Annotated in this window: 24 protein-coding genes and 1 tRNA gene; 15 read left to right on the top strand and 10 right to left on the bottom strand. The window is 70.3% G+C overall.

Features of this window, described 5'->3' with window-relative positions:
- Positions 1 to 275 precede the first annotated feature (275 nt).
- Entirely contained in the window at positions 276 to 824 is a 549-nt protein-coding gene (locus tag VZQ01_RS15245) for an ECF-type sigma factor (RefSeq protein ID WP_223749320.1), read from the top strand.
- Between the two features lie 3 nt (positions 825 to 827).
- Here VZQ01_RS15245 and VZQ01_RS15250 read toward each other — a convergent pair whose 3' ends face one another.
- Together VZQ01_RS15250 and VZQ01_RS15255 are read right to left on the bottom strand one after the other, a co-directional pair.
- A complete protein-coding gene (locus tag VZQ01_RS15250; RefSeq protein WP_223782431.1) occupies positions 828 to 1,091 on the bottom strand; it encodes a hypothetical protein in 264 nt (87 codons plus the stop codon).
- The gene (locus VZQ01_RS15255; protein ID WP_426748209.1) at positions 1,088 to 2,230 is read right to left on the bottom strand and encodes a linalool dehydratase/isomerase domain-containing protein; all 1,143 of its coding nucleotides are present in this window, start codon (positions 2,228 to 2,230) and stop codon (positions 1,088 to 1,090) included. The genes VZQ01_RS15250 and VZQ01_RS15255 overlap by 4 nt, the downstream gene beginning before the upstream one ends.
- Before the next feature lie 319 nt (positions 2,231 to 2,549).
- Here VZQ01_RS15255 and VZQ01_RS15260 point away from each other — a divergent pair, with 319 nt between their 5' ends.
- The 5 genes from VZQ01_RS15260 (at position 2,550) to VZQ01_RS15280 (ending at position 8,268) form a co-directional block, all read left to right on the top strand.
- The gene (locus VZQ01_RS15260) at positions 2,550 to 2,732 is read left to right on the top strand and encodes a hypothetical protein (protein ID WP_223749317.1); all 183 of its coding nucleotides are present in this window, start codon (positions 2,550 to 2,552) and stop codon (positions 2,730 to 2,732) included.
- Positions 2,733 to 2,754: 22 nt separating this feature from the next.
- Positions 2,755 to 4,560, top strand: a complete 1,806-nt coding sequence (locus VZQ01_RS15265) for an acyl-CoA dehydrogenase (RefSeq protein ID WP_223782429.1) — start codon at positions 2,755 to 2,757, stop codon at positions 4,558 to 4,560.
- Between the two features lie 119 nt (positions 4,561 to 4,679).
- Positions 4,680 to 5,495, top strand: coding sequence for a hypothetical protein (locus VZQ01_RS15270; RefSeq protein WP_223749315.1), 816 nt, complete (start codon positions 4,680 to 4,682; stop codon positions 5,493 to 5,495).
- 450 nt (positions 5,496 to 5,945) lie between these two features.
- Positions 5,946 to 6,593, top strand: a complete 648-nt coding sequence (locus VZQ01_RS15275) for a hypothetical protein (RefSeq protein ID WP_223749314.1) — start codon at positions 5,946 to 5,948, stop codon at positions 6,591 to 6,593.
- A 424-nt stretch (positions 6,594 to 7,017) separates the two neighbouring features.
- Positions 7,018 to 8,268 (top strand): DUF1615 family protein, encoded by a 1,251-nt coding sequence (locus VZQ01_RS15280; RefSeq protein ID WP_267698177.1) that lies wholly within the window; start codon positions 7,018 to 7,020, stop codon positions 8,266 to 8,268.
- Between the two features lie 57 nt (positions 8,269 to 8,325).
- Here the strand turns inward: VZQ01_RS15280 and VZQ01_RS15285 are convergent, their stop codons facing one another.
- The 4 genes from VZQ01_RS15285 to VZQ01_RS15300 form a co-directional block, all read right to left on the bottom strand.
- Positions 8,326 to 10,011, bottom strand: a complete 1,686-nt coding sequence (locus tag VZQ01_RS15285; protein WP_223749312.1) for a hypothetical protein — start codon at positions 10,009 to 10,011, stop codon at positions 8,326 to 8,328.
- Between the two features lie 240 nt (positions 10,012 to 10,251).
- The gene (locus tag VZQ01_RS15290; RefSeq protein WP_223749311.1) at positions 10,252 to 11,724 is read right to left on the bottom strand and encodes a M16 family metallopeptidase; all 1,473 of its coding nucleotides are present in this window, start codon (positions 11,722 to 11,724) and stop codon (positions 10,252 to 10,254) included.
- Positions 11,721 to 13,127 (bottom strand): M16 family metallopeptidase, encoded by a 1,407-nt coding sequence (locus VZQ01_RS15295; protein WP_426748210.1) that lies wholly within the window; start codon positions 13,125 to 13,127, stop codon positions 11,721 to 11,723. The genes VZQ01_RS15290 and VZQ01_RS15295 overlap by 4 nt, the downstream gene beginning before the upstream one ends.
- A 99-nt stretch (positions 13,128 to 13,226) precedes the next feature.
- The gene (locus tag VZQ01_RS15300; RefSeq protein ID WP_426748211.1) at positions 13,227 to 13,772 is read right to left on the bottom strand and encodes a hypothetical protein; all 546 of its coding nucleotides are present in this window, start codon (positions 13,770 to 13,772) and stop codon (positions 13,227 to 13,229) included.
- Positions 13,773 to 13,910: 138 nt separating this feature from the next.
- Between VZQ01_RS15300 and VZQ01_RS15305 the strand changes: the two genes are divergently transcribed.
- Complete coding sequence (locus tag VZQ01_RS15305; RefSeq protein ID WP_267698181.1) at positions 13,911 to 14,432, top strand: hypothetical protein; 522 nt, start codon at positions 13,911 to 13,913, stop codon at positions 14,430 to 14,432.
- A gap of 36 nt (positions 14,433 to 14,468) precedes the next feature.
- Here VZQ01_RS15305 and VZQ01_RS15310 read toward each other — a convergent pair.
- Together VZQ01_RS15310 and VZQ01_RS15315 are read right to left on the bottom strand one after the other, a co-directional pair.
- Positions 14,469 to 14,541: transfer RNA gene (locus tag VZQ01_RS15310), tRNA-Phe, on the bottom strand.
- Positions 14,542 to 14,628: 87 nt separating this feature from the next.
- The gene (locus tag VZQ01_RS15315; protein ID WP_426748212.1) at positions 14,629 to 15,423 is read right to left on the bottom strand and encodes a sigma-70 family RNA polymerase sigma factor; all 795 of its coding nucleotides are present in this window, start codon (positions 15,421 to 15,423) and stop codon (positions 14,629 to 14,631) included.
- A 120-nt stretch (positions 15,424 to 15,543) separates the two neighbouring features.
- Between VZQ01_RS15315 and nhaR the strand changes: the two genes are divergently transcribed.
- Positions 15,544 to 16,443 (top strand): transcriptional activator NhaR, encoded by a 900-nt coding sequence (gene nhaR, locus VZQ01_RS15320; RefSeq protein WP_046710904.1) that lies wholly within the window; start codon positions 15,544 to 15,546, stop codon positions 16,441 to 16,443.
- Between the two features lie 7 nt (positions 16,444 to 16,450).
- On the opposite strand, the gene VZQ01_RS15325 is transcribed toward nhaR, so the two are convergent.
- The gene (locus VZQ01_RS15325; RefSeq protein WP_426748213.1) at positions 16,451 to 18,040 is read right to left on the bottom strand and encodes an amidohydrolase; all 1,590 of its coding nucleotides are present in this window, start codon (positions 18,038 to 18,040) and stop codon (positions 16,451 to 16,453) included.
- A 611-nt stretch (positions 18,041 to 18,651) separates the two neighbouring features.
- Here VZQ01_RS15325 and VZQ01_RS15330 point away from each other — a divergent pair.
- The 5 genes from VZQ01_RS15330 to VZQ01_RS15350 are packed head-to-tail and all read left to right on the top strand — an operon-like array spanning position 18,652 to position 22,591.
- Positions 18,652 to 19,077, top strand: a complete 426-nt coding sequence (locus tag VZQ01_RS15330; protein WP_426748214.1) for a hypothetical protein — start codon at positions 18,652 to 18,654, stop codon at positions 19,075 to 19,077.
- A gap of 19 nt (positions 19,078 to 19,096) precedes the next feature.
- Entirely contained in the window at positions 19,097 to 20,455 is a 1,359-nt protein-coding gene (locus VZQ01_RS15335; protein WP_267698185.1) for an NfeD family protein, read from the top strand.
- Positions 20,452 to 21,291, top strand: a complete 840-nt coding sequence (locus tag VZQ01_RS15340; protein WP_426748215.1) for a slipin family protein — start codon at positions 20,452 to 20,454, stop codon at positions 21,289 to 21,291. Before VZQ01_RS15335 ends, VZQ01_RS15340 begins: the two co-directional genes overlap by 4 nt.
- A 35-nt stretch (positions 21,292 to 21,326) precedes the next feature.
- Positions 21,327 to 22,145: a hypothetical protein gene (locus tag VZQ01_RS15345; RefSeq protein ID WP_426748216.1), complete on the top strand. Its 819-nt coding sequence runs from the start codon at positions 21,327 to 21,329 to the stop codon at positions 22,143 to 22,145.
- 5 nt (positions 22,146 to 22,150) lie between these two features.
- The gene (locus VZQ01_RS15350; RefSeq protein ID WP_426748217.1) at positions 22,151 to 22,591 is read left to right on the top strand and encodes a hypothetical protein; all 441 of its coding nucleotides are present in this window, start codon (positions 22,151 to 22,153) and stop codon (positions 22,589 to 22,591) included.
- On the opposite strand, the gene VZQ01_RS15355 is transcribed toward VZQ01_RS15350, so the two are convergent.
- Positions 22,588 to 23,070, bottom strand: a complete 483-nt coding sequence (locus tag VZQ01_RS15355) for a DUF2721 domain-containing protein (RefSeq protein WP_046710898.1) — start codon at positions 23,068 to 23,070, stop codon at positions 22,588 to 22,590. The genes VZQ01_RS15350 and VZQ01_RS15355 overlap by 4 nt on opposite strands.
- Before the next feature lie 167 nt (positions 23,071 to 23,237).
- Between VZQ01_RS15355 and VZQ01_RS15360 the strand changes: the two genes are divergently transcribed.
- Complete coding sequence (locus tag VZQ01_RS15360) at positions 23,238 to 23,735, top strand: MerR family transcriptional regulator (protein ID WP_223782419.1); 498 nt, start codon at positions 23,238 to 23,240, stop codon at positions 23,733 to 23,735.
- A complete protein-coding gene (locus VZQ01_RS15365) occupies positions 23,732 to 26,302 on the top strand; it encodes a VIT domain-containing protein (RefSeq protein WP_426748218.1) in 2,571 nt (856 codons plus the stop codon). The genes VZQ01_RS15360 and VZQ01_RS15365 overlap by 4 nt, the downstream gene beginning before the upstream one ends.
- The last annotated feature ends 49 nt before the right edge of the window (positions 26,303 to 26,351 follow it).

A 26,351-nucleotide genomic window follows, 5' to 3' on the forward strand; every position in this document is an offset into this window, starting at 1 on the left:
CATGGAACAAACTCGCGTCACGCGAGCCAATCACGAACAAACCGCGAGCTGTGTCATGCCTGTATCCATGTCGACACGCTGTATCGGGGCGCCGGCCCCGAAGAGGCCCTCCGCCGAGCGGGTCAACGGTCCGGGCCGCCTCCCCACCCGCCCGGGTGGGATTGTTGCCCGGTGAGGGTTACTTCCGGCCGCTCAAGGATTTCCGGCTAATCCGTCGTTAAGAAGGAGCACGGAGATGGTTCCGGGGGCGGTCCAGGTAGGACCGAGGGGGATACATGAGCACGGCGGAGCTGGCGGAGTTGCTGGAAGGGGCGCGGGAAGAGGACTCGGGCGCTCGGGATGCGCTGATGGCGGCGGCCTGTCGGGAGCTCCAGTGGAGGCTCTCGCCGGAGGTGTCCGAGCTCACGCCCCAGCACCCCGTGCGGCTGGTGGAGGAGGCCTGGGCGCGGCTGTTCGCGGCGGGCGTCCCCCTGGAGTCCCGTCCGCGCTTCCTGTGCGCCGCGTCGCGCGCCATGCGCAAGGTCCTGGTGGACCGGGCCCGGGCGCCGCTCCTCCTGCGTCGCGCGGCGAGGCGCGAGCGGGTGAGCCTGCGTCACCTGGGAGACGAAGCGCCGGCGGGCGCCGAGCTGGAGGTGCTCCAGCTGGAGGAGGCCCTGTCGGAGCTGGAGTCCTTCCAGCCCCGGCTCGCGCGGCTGGTGGAGCTGCGCTACTTCGCGGGCCTGAGCCTGCCCGACACGGCCGGGGTGCTCGAGGTCTCCCAGGCGACGGCGCGCCGGGACTGGTCCTACGTGCGCGTCTGGCTGACCGAGCGCTTGAGCCACTGAGGCTCAGCGCCGCTTCGCCGAAGGCGGCCGGGGCAGCGCCGCGTCCGCGAGGCCCGCCAGGAGCAGGATGGGCGCCAGCAGCACGGCGCCGAACCACGTGAGCGCGTACAGGAGCCCGAAGACGAGCTCGGGCGCGCCCCCCACGCGGGTGCCCGACAGCACGCCGACATACTGCCGGCCTCCCGCCAGGTGCAGCAGCAGGAAGACGGCGACCCACACCAGCGCCATGAGGACCCTGGGCGCGCGCGACATCCGGGTGAGCATCATCGGTGGGCCTCCAGCGTTCGCGGTGACAGCGCTCGCCGCCACAGCGGACCTTGCGTCAGGGAGTACAGCAACACGGCATCGGCCAGCGGATTGCCCGCCGCGAAGCGCAGGCCGCCGTCCTCCAGGATGGGGAACGCGGCGAAGCGCAGGCTGGTGGACAGCCCCATGAGCAGCGCCTCGTCGCCGAAGGCCGAGGCCGCCACCAGCGCCAATCCGCTCGAGCCCGCGTTCGCGTTCACCAGCGGAATCGTGGGACCGGAGTCGATGTCGTCCGCGCGCGCATCCGCCGCGGGCCACTCCGCCGCCCAGGCGAAGCCCAGGCGCTCGCCGATGAGCAGCGCCCGGGCGCGCTCGAACTGCTCGCGAGCGAAGTCGGCATCGAACAGCTGGAGCATGTGCGCGGCGAGCCACAGCGATGAGCCCTCGGGTCCGTCCCGCGTCGCGCCCTCGTGCGTGAAGCTGGAGACGAGCAGCCCGGTGCGCGCGTCCAGCAGGTGCTCGCGCGCCGAGCGCACCCACCGCTCGCGCAGCGAGGCGTGGCTGCGGCCATCCACCGCGTCGGACAGGCGCAGCGCGGCGAGCGCCACGGTGTTGCAGAAGATCCAGCCCTCGTCGGGATAGCTCTCCGCCGAGAGCAGCGGGGCCCGCTCCAGCTGCGCGGCCATGCGGTCCACCCGCTCGCGCAGCGGCCACGCCCACGCCTCGCGCGGCTCCACCAGCTGCCGGGCCGCGAGCATCAACGCCACCTCGCCCTCGATGAAGAGGCTGCGCCCCGAGGCGTCCCTGAACGGCGCGGCGTGCACGTACGGCAGGAGGAACGTGTCCACCCCTCCCCGCTCGTCCTCCAGCGTGCGCGTGATGAGCGTGTCGACGACGGCCAGGTGCTCCGCCCTGCGCTCCGGCTCGTGGAGCGCCAGGTTCGCGAAGGCGAGCACGCAGAAGGTGCGCGCCATCAGGTCCCACTCCGGATTGGACCGACGCAGCACGTCGCGCTCGGGGCTTTCCGCCACCAGGGCCAGGGCCCGCTGCCGCGCGGCGAGCGCCGGCACCCAGTCCCGGGGATTGTCGGGACGAAACCCCAGTTGCAGGGAGGGAACCCACACCGCCATCGCCAGCAGCAGCAGGAGCATGCGTCGCATGCCCCGGGTTATCCGCCAGCGGACAGTGCCTCCGTGGACGACGCCGGTGAACGGTCAACGCGGACAGCTGAGCGGTCGTTCGAGGCCGGGGGCCGAGCGGACGGGCGCTCGGTCTCCGTGTCGTCCAGCCGGCGGCCGGCGAGGGGGCGAGCGCTCCCCACATGGCACGGACCGGAGGGCAGACCCAAGTTGAGGAGTCGTACGTGCAAGCAGCAGCGGGTGCCTCCCGGAGCAGGAGCGTGTCATGTGGAGCACAACATCTTCGAACTGGGATTCGGGCCCGGCGCGGCGACGCCTCCTGGGGCGCCTGCGTCGCCCCATGCGCCTGGAAGGCCTGGGTGAAGCGGCGATGACGTCCGGCCTGCTGGAGGTCCTGGGCGAGCGACACCAGACGCCTCGCGGTCCCGGCAAGCGGTGGCGACGTTCCGCACTGCGAACCCACGCGCCTCGCGACGACGACGAGGAGGCCGTGGACTTCGACGAGGCCATCGCCTCCTGGTAGCGCTCCTGCTAACAACGCGGGCATGAGCGCGCCCCGCCCCAATCCGCTGCTGTCGGACCGCGACGTGGACTTCCAGCTCGACGAGGTGATTCACGTCGAGCATCTCTGCACGCTTCCCGCCTTCGCCGAGCACTCGCGCGAGACCTTCGGCCTGCTGCTCGACAGCGCCCGCCGCTTCGCGCGCGAGGTGCTCTACCCCACGTACCGCACGCTGGATTTGGAGCCCCCGTCCTTCCAGGGCGGCCGCGTGAAGGTCCACCCGCTGATGCGCGAGCTGTACCCGCGGCTCGTCGAGCTGGGCATGCTCACCGCCACCCGGCCTCCGGACGTGGGCGGACAACAGCTTCCGATGACGGTGCACGCGCTGGCCAGCGCGTACCTCATGGCCGCCAACCTCAGCGCGTACGCGTACCTGGGGCTGACGCACGGCGCGGCCCACCTCTTGGAGGTCTTCGGCTCGCCGGAGGTGAAGCAGGCCTTCATGGAGCCGCTGTACCGGGGCGAGTGGACCGGCACCATGGCCCTCACCGAGCCGCAGGCGGGCAGCAGCCTCGCGGACGTGCGCACGCGCGCGACGCCCGCGGGGGACGGCACGTGGCGCATCCAGGGCTCCAAGATCTTCATCAGCGGCGGCGACCAGGACTTCACCGAGAACGTCGTGCACCTCACGCTCGCGCGCACCGAGGGCCCCGAGAGCGGCACGCGGGGCATCTCCCTGTTCGCGGTGCCGGCGCGGCGGCGCGAGGGCGACGCGTTGGTGGACAACGACGTCCGCGTGGCGGGCGTCATCCACAAGATTGGCTGGAAGGGCATCCCCAGCCTCGCGCTCAACTACGGCGAGGCGGGTGACTGTCGCGGCTGGATGGTGGGCCCGCCGGGCCGGGGGCTCGCGTGCATGTTCCAGATGATGAACGAGGCGCGCATCATGGTGGGCCTCAACGGCGTGGCCACCGCGTCGGCGGCGTACCACGAGGCGGTGGCGTACGCGCGCGAGCGGCCCCAGGGTCGGCCCGCCGGGGCGAAGGACGCCACCCGGCCGCAGTCGCCCATCATCGAGCACGCGGACGTGCGGCGCATGCTGCTGAGACAGAAGGCCATCGTGGAGGGCGGCCTGTCGCTGCTGGTGACGGCGGCGTACCAGGCGGACCTCGCGTCACACGCCGCGGACGAGGACACGCGCCGGAGCGCGGGGCTGCTGGTGGACCTGCTCACGCCGGTGGCGAAGAGCTTCCCGGCCGAGCGCGGCTTCGAGGCGAACGCGCTCGCGGTGCAGGTGCACGGCGGCTACGGCTACTCCAGCGAGTACCTGCCGGAGGCGTGGCTCCGGGACCAGAAGCTCAACAGCATCCACGAGGGCACCACGGGCATCCAGGGCCTCGACCTGCTCGGCCGCAAGGTGGTGGCGGGCGGCGGCGCGGCGCTGGCGACCTTCGCGCGGGAGGTGGGCCGCACGGTGGCGCGCGCGAAGACGGCGGGCGTGGACGCTGGGTGGGGTGACGCGCTCGAGCGGACGTGTGGCGAGGTGGCGGAGCTCGTCTCGGAGCTCGGCGCCAAGGGCATGGCGGGCGAGGTGGAGCTGATGCTGCGCCACAGCGCGGACTTCCTGGAGCTGTTCAGCATCCTCGCGGTGGCGTGGCGCTGGCTGGAGCAGGCCGCCGCGGCGAAGGAGGGCCTGGCGCGCGGCCAGGGCGACTCGGACTTCTACGAGGGGAAGCTCGCCGCCGCGCAGTACTGGTTCGCGGTGGAGCTGCCCCGCGTGCCCCTGCTCGTCGACTTGTGTCGCACCGGCGAGGACTCCTACGCCCGGATGCGCCCCGAGTGGTTTTGAACCCACCCCACTCGGGCTTCACACTCCGACGCCCGGCCGCCTGCTCGGAGTGTGTGAAACGACTGCTCGCTCGCTACGTTTCGGCTGCATTAATCGTTGGTGCTCGTAAGATGTGAAGGGTGTCTGTCTCTTTCCACCTCTGCCAGCCCGGTGGGGGCGCCTCGTGTGGCGCCTGCTGTGGCCTCTACAACTTCAGGGACCACTCGCGCGGGGCGCTGATGGAGCAGCTCGCGATGCAGACCGAGCGGCTGCGTCGGGTGCCGTACGAGGCGTCTGCCTGGAGCGCGGCGGCGAAGGAGCTGGTGGACGCGCGCCGAGCGGCGCCGATGTTCCCGGCGGTCAGGGTGTGTCCGCTGCTGGGGTTCCTGGACAAGGACCGCAAGCAGGTGGGGTGCCTGGGGCATCCGCTGACGACGGGTGGGACGGACCTGCGGGACTGCGGCGTGTATCGCGCGTCGGTGTGTGAAACGTTCACGTGTCCGTCGTTCGGGTGGCTGACGGATGGGCAGGCGCGCCTGGTCCAGGCGGCGTGCGCGGACTGGTATCTGTATGGGTTGGTCATCACGGATGTGGAGTACGTGCGTGGCTGCCTGCGGCTGTTGGAGTGGGAGCTGGGTGGACCGGCTCGGCCGGAGCAGATGGTGGAGCAGCCCGGGGTGCTCGCGGCGGTGCGGAAGTTGTTCGCGCTGAAGGAGACGGCGCCGCGCAGGGACCCGAAGGCGGGCGTCTTCGGTCGCTTCACGAAGGACACGGAGGGCGAGCCCGTGCCTCGAATGCTCGACTACATGAAGCTCGGTGTGCGCGCTTCGCCCGAGGACGACGTGGTGCTGTGTCTGGGCTACACGCCCGACAACGCCACGGACCTGATGGCGTCGCGCGAGCTGGTGCGAACCCACGTGAAGGCCGTGGCGCGCGCGATGGCGAGCCCGCGCTGAGCGACGTCGGGGCCGGACGCATCGAGGGCTGGCAGGCGAGCAGACGCCGTCAGGGACTGACGAGGGCACGGGCCCCCGGGCTGGTTGGCTGGAGCACGGCGTTTGCACGGACCTCCTCGCAGGTCACTCCGAATGAGAACGCGAGGTGCGCGGATGGGTAGTCGATGGGCGTGGGTGGGAATGTTGGGTCTCTGCGCGTGCGTCACGGGCTGTGCCGAGCGCCAGGGACACGAAGGTGGAAGGGCGGCTCGCGCCACGAGTGGACAGTCCGAGCAGGTCGAGTCTCCCGAGTTGGCGGGCCTCGTCGGGACTCCGACGGGTACTGAGCAGAACACCGGCACGAGCACGGGCGGCGACACGCGAGGCAACCCTGTAACGGGTACAGCCCCGGGCAACACCGCGACGGGCTCGCGGACTGCTGGCGCCGCGCAAGGCAACGCTGCCACGAGTGTGAGGAACACCGGCACCGCGCAGGGCAACGCCGCGAGCACGGGCAACGCCAGCACGGGCGCGCGGAACTCCGGCACCGCGCAGGGCAACGCCGCGAGCACGGGCAACGCGCAGGGCAACGCCACCGCGAGCACGGGGACCGCGCAGAGCAACGCCGCGAGCACGGGCACCGCGCAGGGCAACACCGCGAGCACGGGCAACGCCAGCACGGGCGCGCGGGACACCAGCACCACGCAAGGCACGGGCGCGCAGGGCAACGCCATCGCGAGCACGGGGACCGGTGGCGCGGGTCGCATCATGATTGGCACCGAGGCGGTGCAGGCGAGCGAGGACGAGGACTGGTTCAAGGGAGCCGCGCGAGCGGCGCAGGCCGCTCTCCCCGAGGACACGTCGAACCGCTCCCTCGAGGACGTGGTCATCGCCTCCAGCGCCGTGAGCGGCCGGGTCAAGCGCGTGGGCCGCGACACCATCACCGTGCGAGACCGCGAGGGCAACGACTACGTGCTCACGCTCGACGAGCGCAGCCAGGGCATGCGCCAGGGCCGGCGCGTGTCGTTGCGCCAGCTCCAGGAGGGCACGCCGGTGCGAGCGGGTTTCGTCCTCATGGGAGGCCGCAGCGTCGCGCGCGACGTGCGCATCCGCCGCTGACAGGCAGTTGCTGACGGGAGCATACGTCCGCCTCTCGCCGAGCCGAGTCCACGACCACGCCACGAGGACACGCCCGAGCGCCATCGGGCTTCGTCTTCATGGAAGGTCGCGGTGCCCCGCGACGCACGCCTCCGCCACGGCCAAGCAGGTGCAGACGATCACGCCACGAGGACACGCCCGAGCCATCGGGCTTCGCCATCCTGGAGTCGTCACCACGTCGCACGCGAGGTGCGACCCACCCGCGCTCCCGTGCGAACACATTCCGCCTCCACCTGAGCCAAGGTAGGATGACGCCCCGAGTCACGGACTGAATGCCTCCGCGGTCCCGCCGTCGACGAGCACGGCGGCGGGAGGAAGTCGCCGTACGGGCTGTTCCACCGTCCGACATCGGTGGAGCGGTGTGCCGCATCTCGGAGGCGCGCGGATGGATGACCCAGGCCCAGGTGGAACCGGAACGCGACGCCGCGGAGCTCAGCGCGTCGCCTGGGCCCTGCTGTGTCTCGTCACCGCCTGCGCCCCCCGAGGCGCGGGCACGCCCGAGCCCACCGTCCCGCCCCCTCCCAGGCTCTCCGTCCAGCAGGTCACCCGCCTCATCCCCACGCACGTGAAGGAGAAGGAGGGCTGGGCCCGCGACGTGCTCGCCGCGCTGGAGGCGGAGGACGTGCCGCCTTCTCCCGTCGCGGTGTGCTCCGTGCTCGCCATCATCGAGCAGGAGTCCGGCTACAAGGCGGACCCCGCCGTGCCGAACCTCTCGCGCATGGTGCGCGCGAAGCTGGAGGAGCACGCGGACACGCTGGGCCCGCTCGGTCACAAGGCCCTGGCCTCCGTGCTCTCCGGCAAGGCGCCCGGCCAGAAGCGCACGTTCGACGAGCGGCTGCGCGCCGTGCAGACCGAGCGGGACCTCGACAAGCTCTTCCGCGACATGCTCGCGTTCTACGAGGCCGAGTACCCCACCACTTACGCCACGATGAACCTGGCCAGCGCCCTGTTCTCCTCGCGGCGACTGGAGGACTTGAACCCCGTCACCACCGCGGGCTCCATGCAGGTGAGCGTCCGCTACGCGGTGGAGAAGGCGGGCGAGGACGCGGACCCGGTGAAGGTGCGCGACGCGCTGTACACCCGCGCGGGCGGCGTGCGCTACGGCACCGCGAGACTGCTCGGCTTCGAGGCCGCCTACCCCCAGCCCCTCTTCCGCTTCGCGGACTACAACGCCGGGGTCTACGCCTCGCGCAACGCCGCGCTCCAGGCCCAGGTCAGCCAGCTCACCGGCGTGTCGCTGGTGCTCGACGGAGACCTCCAGCTCTACGACAAGAACGGCGAGCCCAAGAGCCAGGACAGCAAGTCGCTGACGGCGCTGCTCACCTTCCGTCGCACGCTCGCCCCGGACCTCAGCGAGCGTCAGGTCCGCCGCGACGTGAAGAAGGAGAAGGAGGAGTCCTTCGAGTCCACGGAGACCTTCCGCGCGGTGAAGCGCGTCTTCGCGAACCAGACGGGCCAGTCCCCCGTCTACGCGCAGCTGCCGCAGGTGACGCTCCAGAGCCCGAAGCTGAAGGGCGAGCGCACCACGGCCTGGTTCGCCCGCTCCGTCGACGCGCGCTTCCAGAAGTGCCAGGGCCGCTACCGCGACTCGACGAAGCCGCCACCTCGCGCCCGGGACATCCAGGGCGCGAAGTGACCCGTCCACCGGGAGCCCCGGACACGGAGGGCCCCCGGCGAGCTCACGCGCCGAGCGTCACGGCGTGGTGAAGTACGAACTCGTGGTGGCGAACGAGCGATACGGCAGTCGATCCAACGTCCGGAAGGGGAAGTTCTCGATGGCGACGTTCGGGCTGTCGATGGCGCTCACCGTGGCGATGTAGCTGGTCGCGGGCTCCAGGGTATCCGGAGGCAGGCGCACCTGGGTGACGGAGCCGGGCATGTAGAGCACCCGCCAGGTGAACGCGAAGCCGAGGTCCGGGTCGAACCGCTGGATGCTGACCCGGTAGGCGCTGGGCGTGCCCACCAGCGGCGGCGTCCATGCGAGCACCGGACTGACGGTCCCTACCCTGCGCGGAATCGTGGCGGGCACGCCATCGATGGTGAAGGCGAGCGGAGGCGACAGCTTGGGCACCAGGGGCCCGGCGATGAGGTTGTCGATGGAGTCCCACTCCGTATAGCCCCCGGTGATGCTGCCCAGCCGGCCCGAGCCATCCGGCATGCGCTCCTGGTTGCGGAACGAATAGGACACCACGCCGATGACGCCCCAGTTCGACGGATAGGGATTGCCGAACCGCAGACGCGCCGTGAGGTCATACGCGGTGCCACGCGGCAGGCTCAGGCTGAGCAGCTCGCCGGTATAGCCAATCCACCCCTCCTGCAATCCGTGGGGGCCGGGCACCAGGTCCAGGCGCGGTATCCCCGGCTGTGCATTGGGGTGGACGTGCGAGGCGAAGCGCGCGAAGTCAGGCAGCCGCCACTCGATGGGGAACTCCCGCATCCGCGCCGGCTGGAGCAGCCCGGTGACAGGCATGGGCGTGAAGCCATCCGGCAGGAAGTCAAAGGCTCCCACCTGCGCGGAGCGCTCCACGGCGGTGTAGCCCAGCGGGCGTCCATCCGGGAGGGAGCCCGCGCTGAACTCGCTGAGCTGGTTGACGTAGAGCCGGTCTCCCTTGTCCGCCTCGAAGACCGGAAGGTTGCCCAGGCCCGAGTCCATCACGGCGTTGGACGTGACGATGGACGTCGCGCCATCCGGGATGAAGTCGAAGACGCTCGCGGTGGAGTACAGGTCCACCTGCGACGAGGTGAGCTGGAGGCTGGAGCCGGGCTGCGTGCCGCTCTCCCAGTTCTGCCACGGCGCCAGGTTCAGCAGGTTGACCTGGAGCGGCGAGGAGGCCACGTCCACGTATTGCGCGTCGGAGCGGCCCAGGCGGTTGCGACCGACGTCCACGTATCTCGCGCTCGTGATGAGGGAGGTGGACCCCCTGCGCAGGTAGTACGCCCCCTGGCGGATACCGGTGAACAGCCAGCCACCCTCCGGGTGTGCCGAGCCCAGGTGCAGCTCGAACGTCGAGCCGGTGGGCACGAGGATTTCGGGAGGATTGGCGGACAGGTCCTCCTCTTGCTGGGCGACGCCCACGGAGGTGTGGAAACGGGTGGTGCTCTTCACCCACACCAACCCCCAGGGCACTCCCGCGTCAGCCGAGGGCACGCCCCCGTCGACGGAGGGCACGCCGCCATCCGTGGGCACGCCGCCATCCGGCTCGCAGCCCTCGGCGATGGGCTCCCCCATCCACGTCCCATCCCCGGTCGAGTCCGTGTCCGTATCGACGGAAGCCAGCCCGGCGCCGAGTCCGCTCGACTCGGGCGCACCACTTCCACATCCCGCCAGCCACGCGACGCACGTCGCGCCCAGCAGGAAAGACCATCGCGGCGATTTCATGAGAGCCCCCTTCGGAAGAAAGCCCCGGCACGCTAGCCGAGGCCCTCCAGACGGCCCAGGGGGCGCTCGCGATGAATCACATCCAGCAAGCATCCGTGCGAGGTTTGCGCAATCCAGGCCCGTCAGGTGTTGCGGGCCATTTCCTCGCAAGGATGTCTGTCCATGGACCGAACGCACCGCGCCCCCCGGCGCCGACGTGGTGTCGGCGGACCCGGAGGGCGCGATGGGACCGCCTGGGATTCAGCGCTTGGCGGGCGCGGCCGCCGGGGCGAAGCGCTTGTCGGAGATCTTCATCTCCGTGACGGGGCCGTACTTGCGGGCCATCTCCCGGATGGCGGAGGCCTTGCCGATGAAGACGAAGGTCAGGTTCTCCGGCGCGGGCAGCGTGCGCTGGAGGACGGCGCCCACGGACTCGCGGGTGGCGGCGGACACGGCGGTGGCGAAGCCATCCACGTCGCTCGCGTCCAGGTTGTAGAAGGCCAGCTCCGACAGCTTGTTGGCCACCTGGCCGCCCGTCTCCAGCCGGGGCGGGAACTGGCCCAGCACGTAGGACTTGGCGGACGCGAGCATGGCGTCATCCATGCCCGTCTTGCGGTAGCGGCTGTACACCTCCAGCGCCATGTCGATGGCCTTGTCCGTCTTCTCCGTCTGGGTGAAGGAGAAGATGGCGAAGGTGCCCGGGTGGGCGCTCGGAGCGAAGTAGGCGCGGGCGCCGTAGGTGAGGCCGGACTTCACGCGCAGCTCGGTGTTGAGCAGCGAGGTGAAGCGTCCGCCGAGCACCGTCTCCACCAGGTTGGCGGTGACGCGGTCCGCGTCGTTGCGCGCGATGCCCGTGTTGCCGATGGTGAAGTAGGTCTGCGTGGCGTCGGGCTTGTCGACGAGCAGGACGCGGCGGCCCTGGGAGACGGTGGTGGCGGGCACCTGGGGCGCGGGGCTCGCCGCCTTGGCCCAACCACCGAGCGCGGCCTCCAGCTTCGCCGCGAGCGCCTTGCTGTCGAAGTCACCGACGACGGAGAGGATGAGCCTGTCACCGCCGAGCTGGTTCTTGGCGTAGGCGAGCACGTCCTCGCGGCTGAGCGTGGGCAGCGAGGCCTCGGTGCCACCCACGGGGGTGCCGTAGGGGTGGCCTGAGAACTGGTACGCCTCGAAGTAGGTGTTGATGAGGCCGCGCGGGTCACCATCCTTGGCGGCGGTGATTTCGGAGGCCATGCGCTCGCGCGTCTTCTCCAGCTCATCCTGGGCGAAGCGCGGGCGGGTGAGCAGGTCCGCGAGCAGCTCCACCATCAGCGCGCTGTCGCGGGACATGAACTGGCCGTTGACGACCAGGTTCTCCAGGTCGGCGCGGGTGTCGAGCATCGCGCCGACGCCGTCCACCGCCTCGGCGAACTGGCGGGCATCGCGTGCGCCGGCGCCCTTCTGGAGCAGCTCCGCGGTGAGGGCGGCCAGGCCCTCCTTGCCGGACGGGTCGGCGAGCGCTCCGCCGCGCAGCCACGCGCTGAAGGCGATGAGGGGCACCTCCTTGCGCTCGACGAGGAGCAGCTTCGCGCCGTTCTTGAGCGTGACGGTGGTGGGCTTGGGCAGCTTGACGCCCTGGGTGGCGGCGGGCGCGGCGGTCGGGGTGGGCTTGGACGGCGCGGCGCCCTGGGCGGCGGCGGTGCCCGAGGAGAGCAGGACGGCGGCGAGGACCGTCTTCCAGGTGAGGGGGGCGATCATCGCGTGGCGTCCTTGCGAGCGGCGGGGGTGGCGACTTCGGCGGCGTCAGTGGGGACGAGCCAGCCGACGGTGCGGCGCTGGGTGACGAAGATGCGGGCGGCGACCTTGCGGACGTCCTCGCGGGTGACGCGCTCGTAGCGGGCGGGGGCGTCGAAGACCTTGCGGTAGTCGCCGCGGAAGACCTCGGAGGCGCCGAGCGTGTATGCGCGGCCGCTGATGGTCTCCAGCGAGCGCCAGTGGTTGGCGAGGGTGATGTTGCGCGCCTTGCGCAGCTCGGCCTCGGTGACGCCGTCCTTGGCGACGCGGGTGACCTCCTCGGTGAGGAGGGCCTCGGCGCGGGCGAGGTCGCCGCCGGCGGGCAGGTCCGCGGTGAGCCAGACGAGGCCGGGGTCGAAGCCGGGGGAGTACATGGTGCCGGCGCGGATGGCGACGCGCTCCTCCTCCACGAGGCGGCGGTGGAGCCGGGACGAGTCACCGTCTCCGAGGATGTTGAGCAGCAGGGTGAGGGCCTCGGCGTCCGCGTCGTTGCCGGCGATGCCGTGGTAGGCGAGCTGGAGCAGCGGCGACTGGGAGACCTTCTTCACGACGACGCGGCGCTCGCCTTGCTGTTCGGGCTCCTGGGTACGGACGGGCTCGGGGGCGGGCTGCGAGGGGATGGGCTCGAGGTACTTCTCGACGAGGGCGAAGATCTCGGCGGGGGTGACGGCGCCGGTGACGATGAGGGTGCCGTTGTTGGGGGCGTAGTAGGTTTTGAAGTAGCGCTGGAGGTCTTCGATGCGCCACGACTCGATGTCGGACGGCCAGCCGATGACGGGGAACTGGTAGGGGTGGGCGACGAAGGCGGTGGCCTGGACCTGTTCGGCGAGGGCGCCCATGTTGTTGTTGTCCACGCTGGAGCGGCGCTCCGAGTAGACGACGCCGCGCTCGGACTCGATGACCTTGGGGTCGAAGGACAGGTGTTGGAGCCGGTCCGCCTCGAGCTGGAAGATGATGTCGAGGGCGGAGCGGGGGAACCAGTCCTGGTAGACGGTGACGTCTTCGGAGGTGAAGGCGTTGTTGGAGCCGCCGTTGGCCTCCATGACGCGGTCGAACTCACCGGGGCCGAACTTCTTGGCGCCGTTGAACATCATGTGTTCGAAGAAGTGGGACAGGCCGGTGATGCCGGGGTACTCGTTGCGGCTGCCGACGCGGAACCAGTTGAAGAGTGCGACGTTGGGGATGTCGTGGTCCGGCCAGACGACGACCTTGAGGCCGTTCTTGAAGGTGCGCGTCTCGACGTTGGCGCCGAGCTTCTGGGAGGACGCGGCGGCGGGCTTGGGGGCCTTGGCCTGTGTCTGGGCGCCGGCGACAGGAGCCGCCAGCAGCGCCAGGCACGACGTCCAGAGGAGGGACTGACGGAACATCCGTGCTCCTGAGGTGGAGGAAGACGCCCGGGAACGGGCGGCGGGGCACGATATTCCGTTTTCGGGCGGGGGGCCTACCGAGCGGGGAGGATGACGCGCTCAGGCCCCGAGCACACCGCGCAGCACGTCCTGGAAGTAGTTGATGCTTCCGACGTGCGTCTGGTGGTGCCTGGCGGACTGGTGCAGGCGGAGGACGACGGCCTCGAACTCGGCCTTGCTCACGTCGCGCAGGGACAGGTAGAGGCGCGCGGCGCCCTGCAGGTACGAGAACAGGGGGTTGCGGTCCGTGCCATCCGGGCGGCGCGCGAGGTGGCGATAGAGCCGCTCGAACTCCTGGTCCGTCTCCGTGTTGCGCACGGCGCGGCAGTAGCCGGCGGCCGTGGCCTCGAGGAGCATGAAGAACGGGTGATACTCGGGAGGCGGAGTCTTGGTGAAGTCGGGGGGAACCTTGTCACCGGTCCACAGCTTGGAGATGGGCTGGAGGGTGACGTGCGCGAGCTTCTCGCCATCACGCACCAGGGCGCGGGAGCCCACGGGGACCACGTGCTTCTTGTCGGCGTCCCACTCCACGGCGACAAACAGCCGGTCCGGCGCATCCGCCTTCACGCCCGCCTTCTCCAGCTCCGCCACTGCGTTCGCGTCCATCTCGAGTCACTCCTCCGAGCCCTCTCTCTACCCTGCCCCAGGCGTCCTGTGCACCCGGCTTCGCACGAGGTCGTCTGCTCGCCGCCACCTCGCTCGACGATGGGCCCACCACGCCGCGCGGGATAGCCTGCACACATCATGACGAGCCCACGCTTCCAGGGACCCGACTGGACGGCCGCACTCCATCATCTCGAGCACGGGCCGCTGTTCGCGTTCTCCGGCTGGCCCCACCGCACCCTCCCGAGCATCGCCGCGGGCGTGTACTCCATCTGGAGAGACCAGCAGCTCGTCTACGTGGGAATGGCAGGCAGAGGTCCGCTCGTGGAAGAGCCCTCCTCCACCAAACCCAGGGGACTGGCGGACCGACTCAGGAGCCACGCCAGCGGACGGCGCAGCGGAGACAAGTTCTGTGTCTATGTTTGCGACCGGCTGGTGCTCCCCACCTTGTCACCCGAGGACATCCAGCAAGTCTCGAGCGGAGTCCTGTCACTGGATGAGCGGACCCAGGCGTTCATCCACGCGCACCTCGGCTACCGGTTCGTTCAGGTCCCGGACGGCGCCTCCGCCCTGAGCCTGGAGAACCAGGTGAAGGGTGGCGCCCTCTCCTGCGGCCCGCCCCTGCTCAATCCGCACACCCGCCGGAAAAACAAAGGGCCCTGAACCAGAGAGGTCCAGGGCCCTGAAGTCTTCAACGTGTGCCCAGGGGCGGAATCGAACCACCGACACGGGGATTTTCAGTCCCCTGCTCTACCGACTGAGCTACCTGGGCGTACGGGTCACCGCGAGAAGCCGCGCTCTCATATCGAGCCCGTCCCCAGGCCGTCAAGCACCCATTTGACGGCCCTTCACCTCCACGTCACGCCGCCCGCTGCATCGCCTCCGCGTCCCAGGTCGTCAGACTGGCCGTGAGCCTCTTCTTCAGCTTCGCCCTCAGCCCCTGCTCGATCTGCCGGATGCGCACCGCCGTCACCCCGAAGCGCTGGGCCAGGAACTCCGCGCTCACCCCCTCCTCCACCATCATCCGCTCCTCCACCAACGCCCGCTCCCGCGCGTCCAGCTCCGGCCAGGCCGCCTCCACGCTCGCCCGCAGCCTCGCCGCCCACTGCGCCCGGTCCACCGAGTCCTCCTGCGACTCGAAGTCCCCCTCCAACACCTCCAGCCGCGTCACGTCCCCGTCCTGCGTCACCGGCGCGTCCAGCGACACGTCGCGCGTCAGCGACTCCGCCGCCCGGGCCACGTCCTCCTCCTTCTTGCCCAGCGCGTCCGCCAGCCGCCGCACCACCTCCGGATGCCCCTCCCCCCACCGGGCCTCCAGCCGCGCCCGCTCCCGCCGCAGCTGGAACACCACCCAGGGCGCCCGCCCACCCGCCATGCTCCAGTTGCGCCCCACGTACGCCCGGATGCGCGCCCGAATCCACTGACTCGCGTACGCCCCGAACGGAACCCCCCGCTCCTCGAACCGCCCCGCCGCCTCCATCAACCCGACGTTGCCCTCCGCCACCAGCTCGTCCTGCGGAAGCCCCGTCCAGCGGTACTTCCATGCCAACCGCTCCACCAGATTCAGGTGCTCTCGTACCCGCGCCTCGACCACCGCGCCCGACACCTCAAGCTCAGGGGACTCGCAGAACTCGCTCACCTTGATGGCTTCCATGGACCTCCTCCGGGTCATTCGCGGCGAACCAATCGCCGCGAACGCCCCAAGAGATAAGTCACCGCCATCCTTAAAAAAATTAGGTAGTTTGAACTGAATCCATAGGTTATTTCTAAGCCCATGAGCTGGCTCAACTACCACCATCTCCTGTATTTCTGGACGGTTGCGCGGGCGGGCAGCATCGCCAAGGCGGGCGAGGAATTGCACCTCGCCCAGCCGACCATCAGCAGCCAGCTCAAGCTGCTGGAGGAGTCGCTGGGCCACAAGCTCTTCGAGCGACAGGGCCGCAAGCTGGTCCTCACGGACGTGGGCCGCACCGTGATGCGGTACGCGGACGAAATCTTCCGCCTGGGCAACGAGCTGAAGAACGTGGTCGCGGGCCTCCCCCCGGGTCAGCAGCTGCGGCTCAACGTGGGCATCCTCGACGTCATCCCGAAGCTGGTGGCCGAGCAGCTCCTCAAGCCCGCGCTCGAGGCGGGGCCCTCCTTGCGCATCATCTGCCGCGAGGGCCCGCTGCCCCAGCTGCTCGCCTCCCTGGCGCTGCATGAGCTGGACGTGGTGCTCGCCGATGCCCCCAGCTCCGAGCCGGTCAGCGTCCGCTCCTTCAATCACTTGCTGGGCAAGTGCGGCGTGTCCTTCTTCGCGGCCAACAACCTGCGCCACCTGAAGAAGGACTTCCCCCGCTCGCTCGACGGAGCGCCCGTGCTGCTCCCCTCGGACGAGTCCTCCGTGCGCCGCTCGCTGGACCTCTGGTTCGAGCGACAGAACCTGCGCCCGCTCATCGCCGGCGACTTCGACGACAGCGCGCTGCTCCAGGCCTTCGGGCAGAGCGGGCACGGCGTGTTCGCCATGCCCTCCGTCATCGAGTCGCAGATGGAGCGCGCCTTCAACTGCTCCGTCATCGGGCGCACCGACGAAATCGAGACCTGCTTCTACGCCATCACCGTCGAGCGACGCCTGCGCCACCCCGCCGTCGTCGCCATCGCCGAGGCGGCGCGCTCGCAGATCTTCAGCGTGTGAGCGGCAGTCACGGCGACTCGCGGAACACCTCCACGCCCGCCACCACCGTCGCGAGGACTCGCGCGTCCACCAGGCCCCTCGCGGCGCCCTCCACCGGGTCCACGGACAGGGCCACGAAGTCCGCGTCCTGTCCGGGCGCCAGTCGTCCGCGCCGTGCCTCCTCGAACGACGCCCACGCGGGGCCGAGCGTGAAGCCCTCCAGGGCCTCCTGTCCGGTCAGGACTTCTTCCGACCTCCAGCCGCCCTCGGGCCTGCCCGTGGCGTCCTGCCGAGTGCGCGCCGCGTACAGGCCCGCCAGCACGTCCGGGTTCTCGATGGGGAAGTCGCTGCCCAGCGCGAGATTCGCGCCGGCGTCCTTCAGGCTGCGCCACGCGTAGGCGCCACGCAGCCGCTCGCGGCCCAGCCTCGCCTCCGCCCAGGGCATGTCACTGGTCGCGTGGGTGGGCTGCACGCTCGCCACGAGCTTCGCCGCGCCCAGGCGCGTGATGTCCTCGCGACGGAGGAGCTGCGCGTGCTCGACACGGTGCCGCAGCGCCTGCGTGCCCGTCATCTCGGAGGCTCGCAGCAGCACGTCCACGACCAAGGTATTGGCACGGTCTCCAATGGCGTGGATGCAGACCTGGAAGCCCCTCGCCATGAACGCGCGCGTCCTCGCCTCCAGTTCCTCGGGGGACATCAACAACAGCCCGCGCTGGCCGGGCTCGTCGCTGTAGTCCTCGTGGAGCGCGGCGCCTCGGCTCCCCAACGCGCCATCCGCGAGGAACTTCACCGCGCGCATCGTCAGCATCCGCCCCTGCCAGGGACCCTGCTCCAGGTACGCGTGCCGCTCGTCGCCCTGCCCTGCCGCCATCGCGTAGACTCGCAGGGGCAGCGTGCCCTGTGCGTCCCATTGCTGGAGGACGCGGAAGGCCTCCAGGTCCATGCCCGCGTCGTGAATGCCTGTCAGGCCCACCCGGGCACAGCGCTCCAGCGCCGCGCGCAGTCGCGTCTCGAGCTGGTCCTTCGTGGGCGGAGGCATCGCCGCGGCCACCACGTCCATCGCGTTGTCCACGAGCACACCCGTGGGCTCTCCCCGCGCATCCCTCAGGATGCGGCCGCCCTCCGGGTCCTGGGTGTCTCGGGTGATGCCAGCGCGTCGGAGCGCCTCACCGTTCACCCACGCCGCGTGGTGGTCCACTCGCGTGAGGAACACCGGCGTCGACGGGAAGCGTGCGTCGAGCGCTTCGCGCCCTGGGAAGGCTCCGCCGGGCCACTCGTTCTGGTCCCAGCCACGACCCAGCAACCAGTCCCCCTGGAAGCTGGAGGCAGGCGCCTGCGCCAGGCGACGCACCACCTCGTCCACCGAGGGCGCCTTCTCCAGGCGCACCGTGGTGAGGCTCCGGCCCAGCCCGTGGATGTGCGCGTGCGCATCCACCAGACCGGGGACCACCGTGGCGTCACCCAGGTCCACCTCTCGCGCGCCAGGAGCCGCGGCTCGCACGTCGTCCAATGAGCCCACGGCCAGCACGCGGCCATCGCGCACGGCCAGGGCTCGGGCCCGTGGATGCTCAGCATCCAGTGTCCAGATTCGCTCCGCCAGATAGACCGTGGTCGCCACCGTGCGCCTCCGTGGGTGCTTGCCTGTGCCCGCGCACTGTGCGCGAGCCTCGGCGTGCTGTCACGGGCCGCATCCAGATGGCTCGGCACGGACGTCCCTCACGAAGGCATCCGTGCCGCTCGAATCATGATGGCTGCGTAAGACGAGGGTCGGCCATGCGCTGGTCGCTACGGCGTCTGCGTCGTACCCGCGTCCGCCTCGGCGGGCATGGGCGTGGCGGGACCTGGCGGTTCGTTCGGCACCGTCTGCACAGGCTCTCTCACCTGATCGGGTCCCTGTATCGGCGCCTGCGTCTCCGTCCCCGGAGGCTGCGTGGTCTTACATGCGAACGCTGCGGTGACGCCCAGGCCCAGGGCTGCGATGAGAACGACACGGCGCATGAATCCTCCTCGTCCAAGATGATGGGACTGCCGGTGGCGGCCCATGCCGCGCGAACCTCCTGCCGCAATGTGGGGCCTAACGCCGGGTCCCACCAGCCGTTGAGCGGCCTGGCAGGCGGGCGCCCGCTCACGATGCCGGATACCGGACATGCGGAGCGCCCTCGAGGAAGAGGCCGTCGGCCATGAGCACCGTTGTGTCGGGAGGGCCTCACCCCCGGGAGCTTCACGGCCATGCGGGATGTCGTCGATGCCGGCAAGCGAGCACCCGCCATTCATCGTGGCGTCGCGCTCGACGTGCTTCCGCGCCGCGCCGCGCTCCTGCGTGGAGGCCGCGCTGAGCCGCTGAGCGGAGTGCTTGGTGACAGCTACGTCGCGGCCATCCTGCGCGCCCCGGAGTCACGCGGCTCCGTCCATTGCCTCGAGACTGACTGGGAGGGTTTCCACGGTGATGGAGTGTCCGCTCTGCGCCTCGGCAACTTCCTCCTTCGGAGGTCGCGCGACCTCGGCCGATGCGTCGAAGCCGCGTGGAGGCCGAGGTCGTGCGGCAACAGCACCGGCTCCGAGGCGGATTGGCGGCGGCGCAGCAACGACTGTCCGCGACGGCTCGACGCCCCGCGGGTCACCCTCCACGGCTCGCTCCAGCTCCAGGAGGTGTGACGTGTGGCCCTCTCGTTCCATGGGAGCCTCGACACTCCAGCACACGCGGCGACTCGGAGCGATGGGGCTCCTGCTGTCACTGTCACTGGGGTTGCTCGCGGCGACACCGCCGACAGAGGTCCCTCACGACACGGTGGCTCGCTGTGAGCTGGATGGCGTGGTCGACTCGGGCTCGGGCGCCTATCTGGTCGACTGCGTGCGACGCGCGGAGCTGGGTGGGCACTCGGCGCTGCTGGTTCGATTGGATACGCCGGGTGGCTCGCTGGAGGCCACGCACGCCGTCGTGCGCGCCTTCCTGGGCTCGTCCGTGCCCGTGCTCGTCTGGGTGGGCCCTTCTGGTGCGCATGCGGGCAGCGCAGGTGTGTTCATCACCCTCGCCTCGAATGTGGCCTCCATGGCTCCGGGCACCCGAATCGGCGCCGCACATCCCGTGGTGGGACTCACCGGCGAGGACCCGGAGGCGGCGGGAGGCTCGCAGCTCGCGCGGAAGGTAGAGAACGACACCGTCGCCTTCGCGGAGAGCATCGCGAAGCAGCGCGGGCGCAATGCCTCCTGGGCCGCCTCCGCCGTGCGCGACAGCGTCGCCGTCAGCGCGGACCAGGCCCGTGAGCTGCGCGTGGTGGAGTACCTGTCCTCGAGTGAAGAGGGGTTCCTCGACCAGGTGCATGGACGCGCGGTCCAGGTGGCCAGCGGGGACACCGTGCACCTGGACACCCGCGATGCGCGGTTCGTGGAGCTGACGCCCGGTCTGTCACAGAGACTGGTCCATGCTCTCGCGCATCCCTCGCTCGTCTACCTGTTGTTCCTCATGGCCGCGCTCGGGCTCGTCGTCGAGCTGACCCATCCGGGCGGCATCGCTCCAGGGCTCCTCGGCGCGGTGGCGCTGGTGCTCGCGCTCATGGCGTCCTCCGCGCTGCCCGTTCGCACGGGGGCGCTGCTGCTGTTGCTGCTCGGCGTGGCGCTCATCGTCGCGGAGCTGTTCGTCACCAGTGGGCTGCTCGGGGCCTCGGGTGTGGTGCTGTTGGGATTGGGTGGACTGTTCCTCGTGGACCGGTTCGACCCGGGCTGGTTCGTGGACCCGTCCTTCCGCGTGACGTGGGCCTGGTTGATTCCCACCACGCTGGTGCTCGCGGGGGCCACGGCCTACATCGCGTGGCGAGGCGCGCAGACGCGCAAGTTGCCGCAGCTCGGCGGTGACGCGGGGCTCGTCGGCGAGGAGGGCACCACGCTCTCGCCCACTTCGCCCGAGAACGGCGAGGTCTTCGTCCACGGTGAGCGCTGGCGCGCCACCTCTCCCAAGCCCCTCCGCCAGGGCACCCACGTGGTGGTCCGTCGTGTGGACGGGCTCACCCTCTTCGTCGACGAGGTGAAGCCATGACCGACGTATTCGGACTGCTCGGGTTCCTCATCCCCCTGGGCGCCGTCTTCCTGCTGTTCCTCTCCGGCGTGCGCATCGTCACCGAGTACCAGAACGGCGTGGTGTTCCGGCTGGGACGCTACGTGGGACTGAAGCGCGCGGGCTTCCGCTGGCTCATCCCCTTCGTGGAGCGCATGGTCATCATCGACCTGCGCACCGTGGCTCGGGACGTGCCGCCACAGGACGTCATCACGCGGGACAACGTGAGCGTGAAGGTCAACGCCGTCGTCTACTTCCGCGTCATCCAGGCGGACAAGGCCGTGCTCCAGGTGGAGGACTATCTCTACGCCACCAGTCAGCTCGCGCAGACCACGCTGCGCGCGATCCTGGGGCAGGTGGAGCTGGACCAGTTGCTCACGGAGCGCGAGCGCATCAACCGCGAAATCCAGCAGGTGCTCGACTCGCACACGGACCCGTGGGGCATCAAGGTCTCCAACGTGGAGGTGAAGCACATCGACCTGCCGCTGGAGATGCAGCGGGCCATCGCTCGACAGGCCGAGGCGGAGCGCGAGCGCCGCGCGAAGATCATCGCCGCCGAGGGCGAGCATCAGGCCGCGGAGAAGCTCTCCATGGCGGCGGACGTGCTCAGCCGCAACCCAGCCACGCTCCAGCTTCGTTATCTCCAGACGCTGGTGGAGATCACGACGGGCGGAAACCACACCATCCTCCCCATCCCGCTCGACATCCTGCGCGCGGTCGGCGCCGCGGCGGCCCGGAGCGGCTTCGGCTCGCGTGACGAGTCACGCCATGGGCTCGACGACGAAGAGGAGAGCCCTCCCGTGGACGGCTTGACGTAGGCTCCCGCTCAGGACCTGCCTGAGTGGGGCTTCGGATGCTGCGTCGGAACATCAACGCCAACGTCTGCCTCAACGGAGGCTTGCTCCTCACGTTCATCCTGGCATGCGCTCCGGCTCGCCGTTACTTCTCCAGCAGCGAGCTCGCGACGCTCGACAACCGGGACATCCTGCGCGTGGCGCCGGGGCCCTGGGAACATGATGCGGTCCCGACTGTCTACTCGGATGCGACCGACGTCCCGGACGACCTCATCATTCCCGCGCTCGCAACGTTGATGACCCTGCCAGGGGCAACCGACGCTTGCGACCCGAGCACCGGGCGACCTCGCGCCGACGCCGCGGAATACTGTCTCGCCGTCTATCGAACGCCCGAGGACTGGCGGGTGTCCTGGCCCATTCGAAATCTCACGGGCGAGCGAAGCGCCTGCACCCCACCTTTCGGTGGTGTCGAGGACAAGGACTTCGGCCGCCAGCTCCCCGTCTTCGGCTTCGCCCACAATCATCCATGCGGCACGAACATGAGCAGCTCGGACCTCCGCGTCTCCCCAGCGATGAAGTCACCGGAAGGACAATGGACGATGGTCGAGTATGCCGTGGCACCCGACGGGTCTCCTGCTCGCGACGCCCGAGGGCAACTCGTTCCAGTGTGGGCCTGGCTCGCGACGGGCTCCTCGGCCCGGCCCCGAATCTACAAGTGGAATCCCCTGGGAGAGGTCTTCCGCTGGAATGCCGCAGCGAAGCGCTGGTACTTCCAAGCAACCTGCGAACCCCAGCGTCCTGGCAATCTCTCCACGACCCTTCCCCCACCGCGTTGTGTCCCCGAGTTGGATACGATGTCTGAAGCCCGCCCGGAGTGACGCTCATGCTGAAGCCTCTTCAACTGGCGCTCCTCATCTCACTCGTTCCGGACGGCGGCACCCCACCCGTGTCTGTGGCGAAGACCGTGGACGCGGGCCCGGCCGCGCCCTCCGACGCGGGGAGCATTGGCGCCGAGGCCATTCCATGGCCGAAGGACCTCCGTCCCCTGGCCACACTCGAAGGCCCCGCCGTCTTGGCGGCACATGCGGCGCTGCAGCAGGTGCTGGCCCGATTCCCTAAAAGCCCCTCGCCCTCGTGTGAGTCCTCGGCCAAATCACTGGACGTCGTCGTCGGACAAGAAGCCGGCCTCTACTTCGTGCGTGTCGATCGGCGTCCCGAGCGCTGCGGTTGGCCTGCTGGCGTCACGCTCGAACTCGACTGGTTCGAGCTCTACGCCGTCTCACCGGACGGCCGCGTCCTCGCTCGCCATCCGCACATGCCCTAACTCGACCGCGGCCCGCGCTTGCTCCCGAAGAGCTCCTCGCGCTCCAGTTGGATGGCCAGCCGGCTCAGTCTCAATGAAGCCAGCGCCAGCACCGCCACCGCGCCCAGCAACAACACGCCCAACGCGAACGCCACCACCGGCAATGGCTCCGGGATGTCGAGCTGACGCTTCGTCAGGTACAAGAGCGACGTCACCACGAACGACAACAGCGCCGTGTATGTGAGCGCGATGGCCCTCGCCAGGATCGCGTGTCGCCGGTCCAGGATGTCCACCTCCTGCCGCAACACCTCCCGCCGCGAGTGCCCCTCCGGCAACAACCGCACCTCCCTCAACATCTCCCGCATCCGCGTCGTCATCCGCGCAATCTGATTGTCCAACCCCGTCGCCACGATGCCGCACGCCGACACCATCACCGCCGGCGTCACCGCCGTCCCAATCAACCGTATCGACGAGACGTCCAACCCTTCCGCACCGTTCATCCCCCCTCTGTTCCACCCCCTCCCCACCCCACGCAACCCATCCGCCCCATCTCGACACCAGCACTGTCCAATCCGACACCAACACACCCTACATCTCGACACTCCCCTCGCGACAATTCGACACTGTCGACTTGACAGCAATCATGTCGAGTCCTACTGTTCGTGTCGTGAACACGCGGAAGACACAGAGCGAGTGGAAGCTGGCGGAGCTGGCCGAGGAGGCGGGCGTCTCGCCACGCACGGTGCGCTACTACGTCCAGCGGGGACTGCTCCCCGCGCCTCCCTTCAAGGGACCGGACACCGTGTATGGCGAGGAGCACCTCATCCGGCTCAAGGCCATCCGGGTCCTCCAGGCACGGTTCCTCCCCCTGGACGCCATCCAGGCGGAGCTGCTGCGCCTGACGCCCGACGAGCTGCGAAAGCTCGCCGAGTCGGACCCCACCCCCACGCCGCCCACGTACGGGCCGGCGACCTCGCCTGAGCCACAAAACGTGGCACCGGCGCCGCCCGTCCGGCGTCCCAACGGAGCGTCGAATTACCAGCGGTGGGAGCTGGCTCCCGGGCTGGAGCTGCACGTGTCGGATTCAGCGGAAGCCAAGACTCGCGCGCTCGCCGAGCGGGTGCGCGCCCTCATCGAAGAGTTCCAGGACAAGGAGAAGCCATGACGAAGGAGCAAGCTGGGCTGTTCACGCGCGAAGGCAAGCAGGTGCCGCTGCAGGGCGTCGAAGTCACCGGTGAGTTGCTCGGCGGTCATGCGCGCGTGCGCGTGCGCCAGCGCTACCTCAACGACGAGAAGCGCCCCGTCGAGGCCGTCTACACCTTCCCCCTTCCTTCCGATGGCACCCTGTCCGCCTTCTCCATGACGTGCGCGGGCCGCCGCATCGACGGCGTCGTCAAGGAGCGCGAGGAGGCCTTCCGCACCTACGACGACGCCGTCACCGCCGGTCACGGCGCGGCGCTGCTCGACGAGGAGCGCTCCAACGTCTTCACCGCCCAGGTGGGCAACCTGCTGCCCGGCGAGGAGACCGTCATCGAGGTGGAGTTCCTCCAGGCCGTCACCGCCGAGGAGGGCAGCGTGCGCTGGATGCTGCCCACGCTCGTCGCCCCGCGCTACATCCCCGGCGCACCCTCCGGCGACCGCACCGGCCACGGCGCCGCCGAGCCCACCGCCCGCGTCCCCGACGCGGACCGCATCAGCCCTCCCATCGGCCAGGTGCAGTACGGCCTGCGCCTGGACCTGCTCGTCGACCTGGGCCGCGAAGTGGTGGTCGAGAGCCCCTCGCACGCCATCACCTTCACCCGCGAGAGCAGCACCCGGGGCCGCGTGAGCTTCGCGCGCGGCGAGGTGGCCCTGGACCGCGACCTGGTCCTCACCCTGCGCAGCCCCGACACCAGCGCGGTCTTCGTGCCGCTCGTCACCCACCGCAAGGGTGACAACCCCGGCACCTTCGCGCTCACCGTGGTGCCCGACCTGCTCGCGATGGCGTCCACGCCGCCCAAGCAGGAGGTCATCTTCCTGGTGGACGTCTCCGGCTCCATGGACGGCGACAGCCTGCCCCAGGCCCAGGCCGCGCTCCGGCTGTGCCTGCGCCACCTGCGCGAGGGTGACCGCTTCAACGTCATCGCCTTCGAGAGCAGCTTCCGCTCCTTCCAGCCGCAGCCCGTGCCCTTCACCCAGCGCATGCTGGAGGACGCGGACCGGTGGGTTGCCGCGCTGCGCGCCGACGGTGGCACCGAGCTGCTCGGGCCCATGCAGGCCGCCGCGCGCACCGCGCCGGATGGCGTGCTCGTGCTGCTCACCGACGGCCAGGTGGGCAACGAGGACGAAATCCTCCGCGCCGTGCTCGCCGAGCGCAAGACGGCGCGCGTGTACTCGTTCGGCATCGGCACCAACGTGAGCGACGCGCTGCTGCGCGACCTGGCCCGCCAGACGGGCGGCGACGTGGAGTTCATCCACCCCGGCGAGCGCATCGACGACAAGGTCGTGGCCCAGTTCGCCCGCGCGCTCGCGCCCCGCGTCACCGAGCTGCAGGCGACGTTCGAGGGCGTGGAGGGCACGGAGCTGGCGCCCGCGGAGCTGCCGACGATGGTGGACGGCGTGCCCTGGACGCTGCTCGGCCGCTACACCACGCCGGGCTCGGGCAAGCTGACCTTGCGTGGACGCTCGGGCAAGGAGCCCTTCGCGCTCACCGTGAGCGTGAGCTTCCCCGCCGAGTCGGACCGTCCCGCGGTGGAGAAGCTGTGGGCCGCCGAGCGCATCAAGGGCTGGGAGTCCACGGGCCTCATCGGCCGGCGCGCCGAGTCGATGAAGAAGCGCATCATCGAGCTCGCCGTCGCCCATCAAATCGTCACGCGCTACACGTCCTTCGTCGTCGTCGAGGAGCGCACGGGCGACCGCCGCGCCTCGGGCCAGCCGGAGACTCGCGTCGTCCCGGTGAACGCGCCCGCGGGCTGGGCCATGTTCGGCAAGGACAAGCAGGAGGAGGCCGCCGAGGGCGGTGGCAACGTCGTGCAGCGCCCCGGGGCGCGCAGCCGTGGCGGCTCGGCGCAGATTCCGCCGCCGCCCCCGCCCATGCGCATCCCCGCGCCCGCCGCCGCGGCGCCCATGGCGCCTCCGCCTGCGTCCCCCATGATGCCCAGCGGCAGCGCCGTCGGCGAGATGGCGAAGAGCGCGGGCGGACTGCTCGGCGGCATCTTCGGCGGAGGCGGGATGAAGAAGTCCCGCAAGCAGGCGAAGGAGATGGAGCGCGCGGAGATGGCGCCCATGGACTCGTACGACGACTCGCTGGCGGAGGACGCGGTGATGCGCGAGTCGCGCGACCTGGCCCCCATGGCCGAGGAGCGCGAGGAGGGCGGCGTGGAGGCGCTGCTGGGCCGCCAGCTGGCCAACGGCCTCTGGGATGGCACCGGCACGGGTCCCGAGCCCGTGCGGCAGGCCCGCGGCACGGCGCTCGCCCTGCTGGAGCTCTTGCGCGAGGGCATCACCAGCGGCCACGCGCTGCACGGCGCCCAGGTGAAGAAGGCGGTGGAGGCGCTGCTCAACCTCGCCAGCCAGCTCACCGGCGCGCCCGAGGTGGCCGAGCTGGCGCTGGGCGTGGCCTGGCTCGTGGCGGCGGGGCCCCGCACCCGCGGCCGCATCGAGCAGGCCGCGAAGCCCCTGTCCGGGCTCGCCGCCCGGCTGGGCAATGACGTCGAGCTGCGTCAGCACGTGGACACGCTCGCCACGCGCTGACCCCGGGTCGTCTGGCTCGACGCTGCAAGTCATCGGCGACCTCGGCCCC

This window comes from Myxococcus faecalis (genome assembly GCF_050039385.1).
In the GTDB taxonomy this organism is placed as follows: Bacteria; Myxococcota; Myxococcia; order Myxococcales; family Myxococcaceae; genus Myxococcus; species Myxococcus fulvus.

Coding starts and splice junctions, on each gene's coding strand:
- VZQ01_RS15245 (WP_223749320.1), top strand. CDS start 276: ATGAGCACGGCGGAGCTGGCGGAGTTGCTGGAAGGGGCGCGGGAAGAG.
- VZQ01_RS15250 (WP_223782431.1), bottom strand. CDS start 1,091: ATGATGCTCACCCGGATGTCGCGCGCGCCCAGGGTCCTCATGGCGCTG.
- VZQ01_RS15255 (WP_426748209.1), bottom strand. CDS start 2,230: ATGCGACGCATGCTCCTGCTGCTGCTGGCGATGGCGGTGTGGGTTCCC.
- VZQ01_RS15260 (WP_223749317.1), top strand. CDS start 2,550: ATGCGCCTGGAAGGCCTGGGTGAAGCGGCGATGACGTCCGGCCTGCTG.
- VZQ01_RS15265 (WP_223782429.1), top strand. CDS start 2,755: ATGAGCGCGCCCCGCCCCAATCCGCTGCTGTCGGACCGCGACGTGGAC.
- VZQ01_RS15280 (WP_267698177.1), top strand. CDS start 7,018: ATGGATGACCCAGGCCCAGGTGGAACCGGAACGCGACGCCGCGGAGCT.
- VZQ01_RS15285 (WP_223749312.1), bottom strand. CDS start 10,011: ATGAAATCGCCGCGATGGTCTTTCCTGCTGGGCGCGACGTGCGTCGCG.
- VZQ01_RS15290 (WP_223749311.1), bottom strand. CDS start 11,724: ATGATCGCCCCCCTCACCTGGAAGACGGTCCTCGCCGCCGTCCTGCTC.
- VZQ01_RS15295 (WP_426748210.1), bottom strand. CDS start 13,127: ATGTTCCGTCAGTCCCTCCTCTGGACGTCGTGCCTGGCGCTGCTGGCG.
- VZQ01_RS15300 (WP_426748211.1), bottom strand. CDS start 13,772: ATGGACGCGAACGCAGTGGCGGAGCTGGAGAAGGCGGGCGTGAAGGCG.
- VZQ01_RS15305 (WP_267698181.1), top strand. CDS start 13,911: ATGACGAGCCCACGCTTCCAGGGACCCGACTGGACGGCCGCACTCCAT.
- VZQ01_RS15315 (WP_426748212.1), bottom strand. CDS start 15,423: ATGGAAGCCATCAAGGTGAGCGAGTTCTGCGAGTCCCCTGAGCTTGAG.
- nhaR (WP_046710904.1), top strand. CDS start 15,544: ATGAGCTGGCTCAACTACCACCATCTCCTGTATTTCTGGACGGTTGCG.
- VZQ01_RS15330 (WP_426748214.1), top strand. CDS start 18,652: ATGCGGGATGTCGTCGATGCCGGCAAGCGAGCACCCGCCATTCATCGT.
- VZQ01_RS15335 (WP_267698185.1), top strand. CDS start 19,097: ATGGGAGCCTCGACACTCCAGCACACGCGGCGACTCGGAGCGATGGGG.
- VZQ01_RS15340 (WP_426748215.1), top strand. CDS start 20,452: ATGACCGACGTATTCGGACTGCTCGGGTTCCTCATCCCCCTGGGCGCC.
- VZQ01_RS15345 (WP_426748216.1), top strand. CDS start 21,327: ATGCTGCGTCGGAACATCAACGCCAACGTCTGCCTCAACGGAGGCTTG.
- VZQ01_RS15350 (WP_426748217.1), top strand. CDS start 22,151: ATGCTGAAGCCTCTTCAACTGGCGCTCCTCATCTCACTCGTTCCGGAC.
- VZQ01_RS15355 (WP_046710898.1), bottom strand. CDS start 23,070: ATGAACGGTGCGGAAGGGTTGGACGTCTCGTCGATACGGTTGATTGGG.
- VZQ01_RS15365 (WP_426748218.1), top strand. CDS start 23,732: ATGACGAAGGAGCAAGCTGGGCTGTTCACGCGCGAAGGCAAGCAGGTG.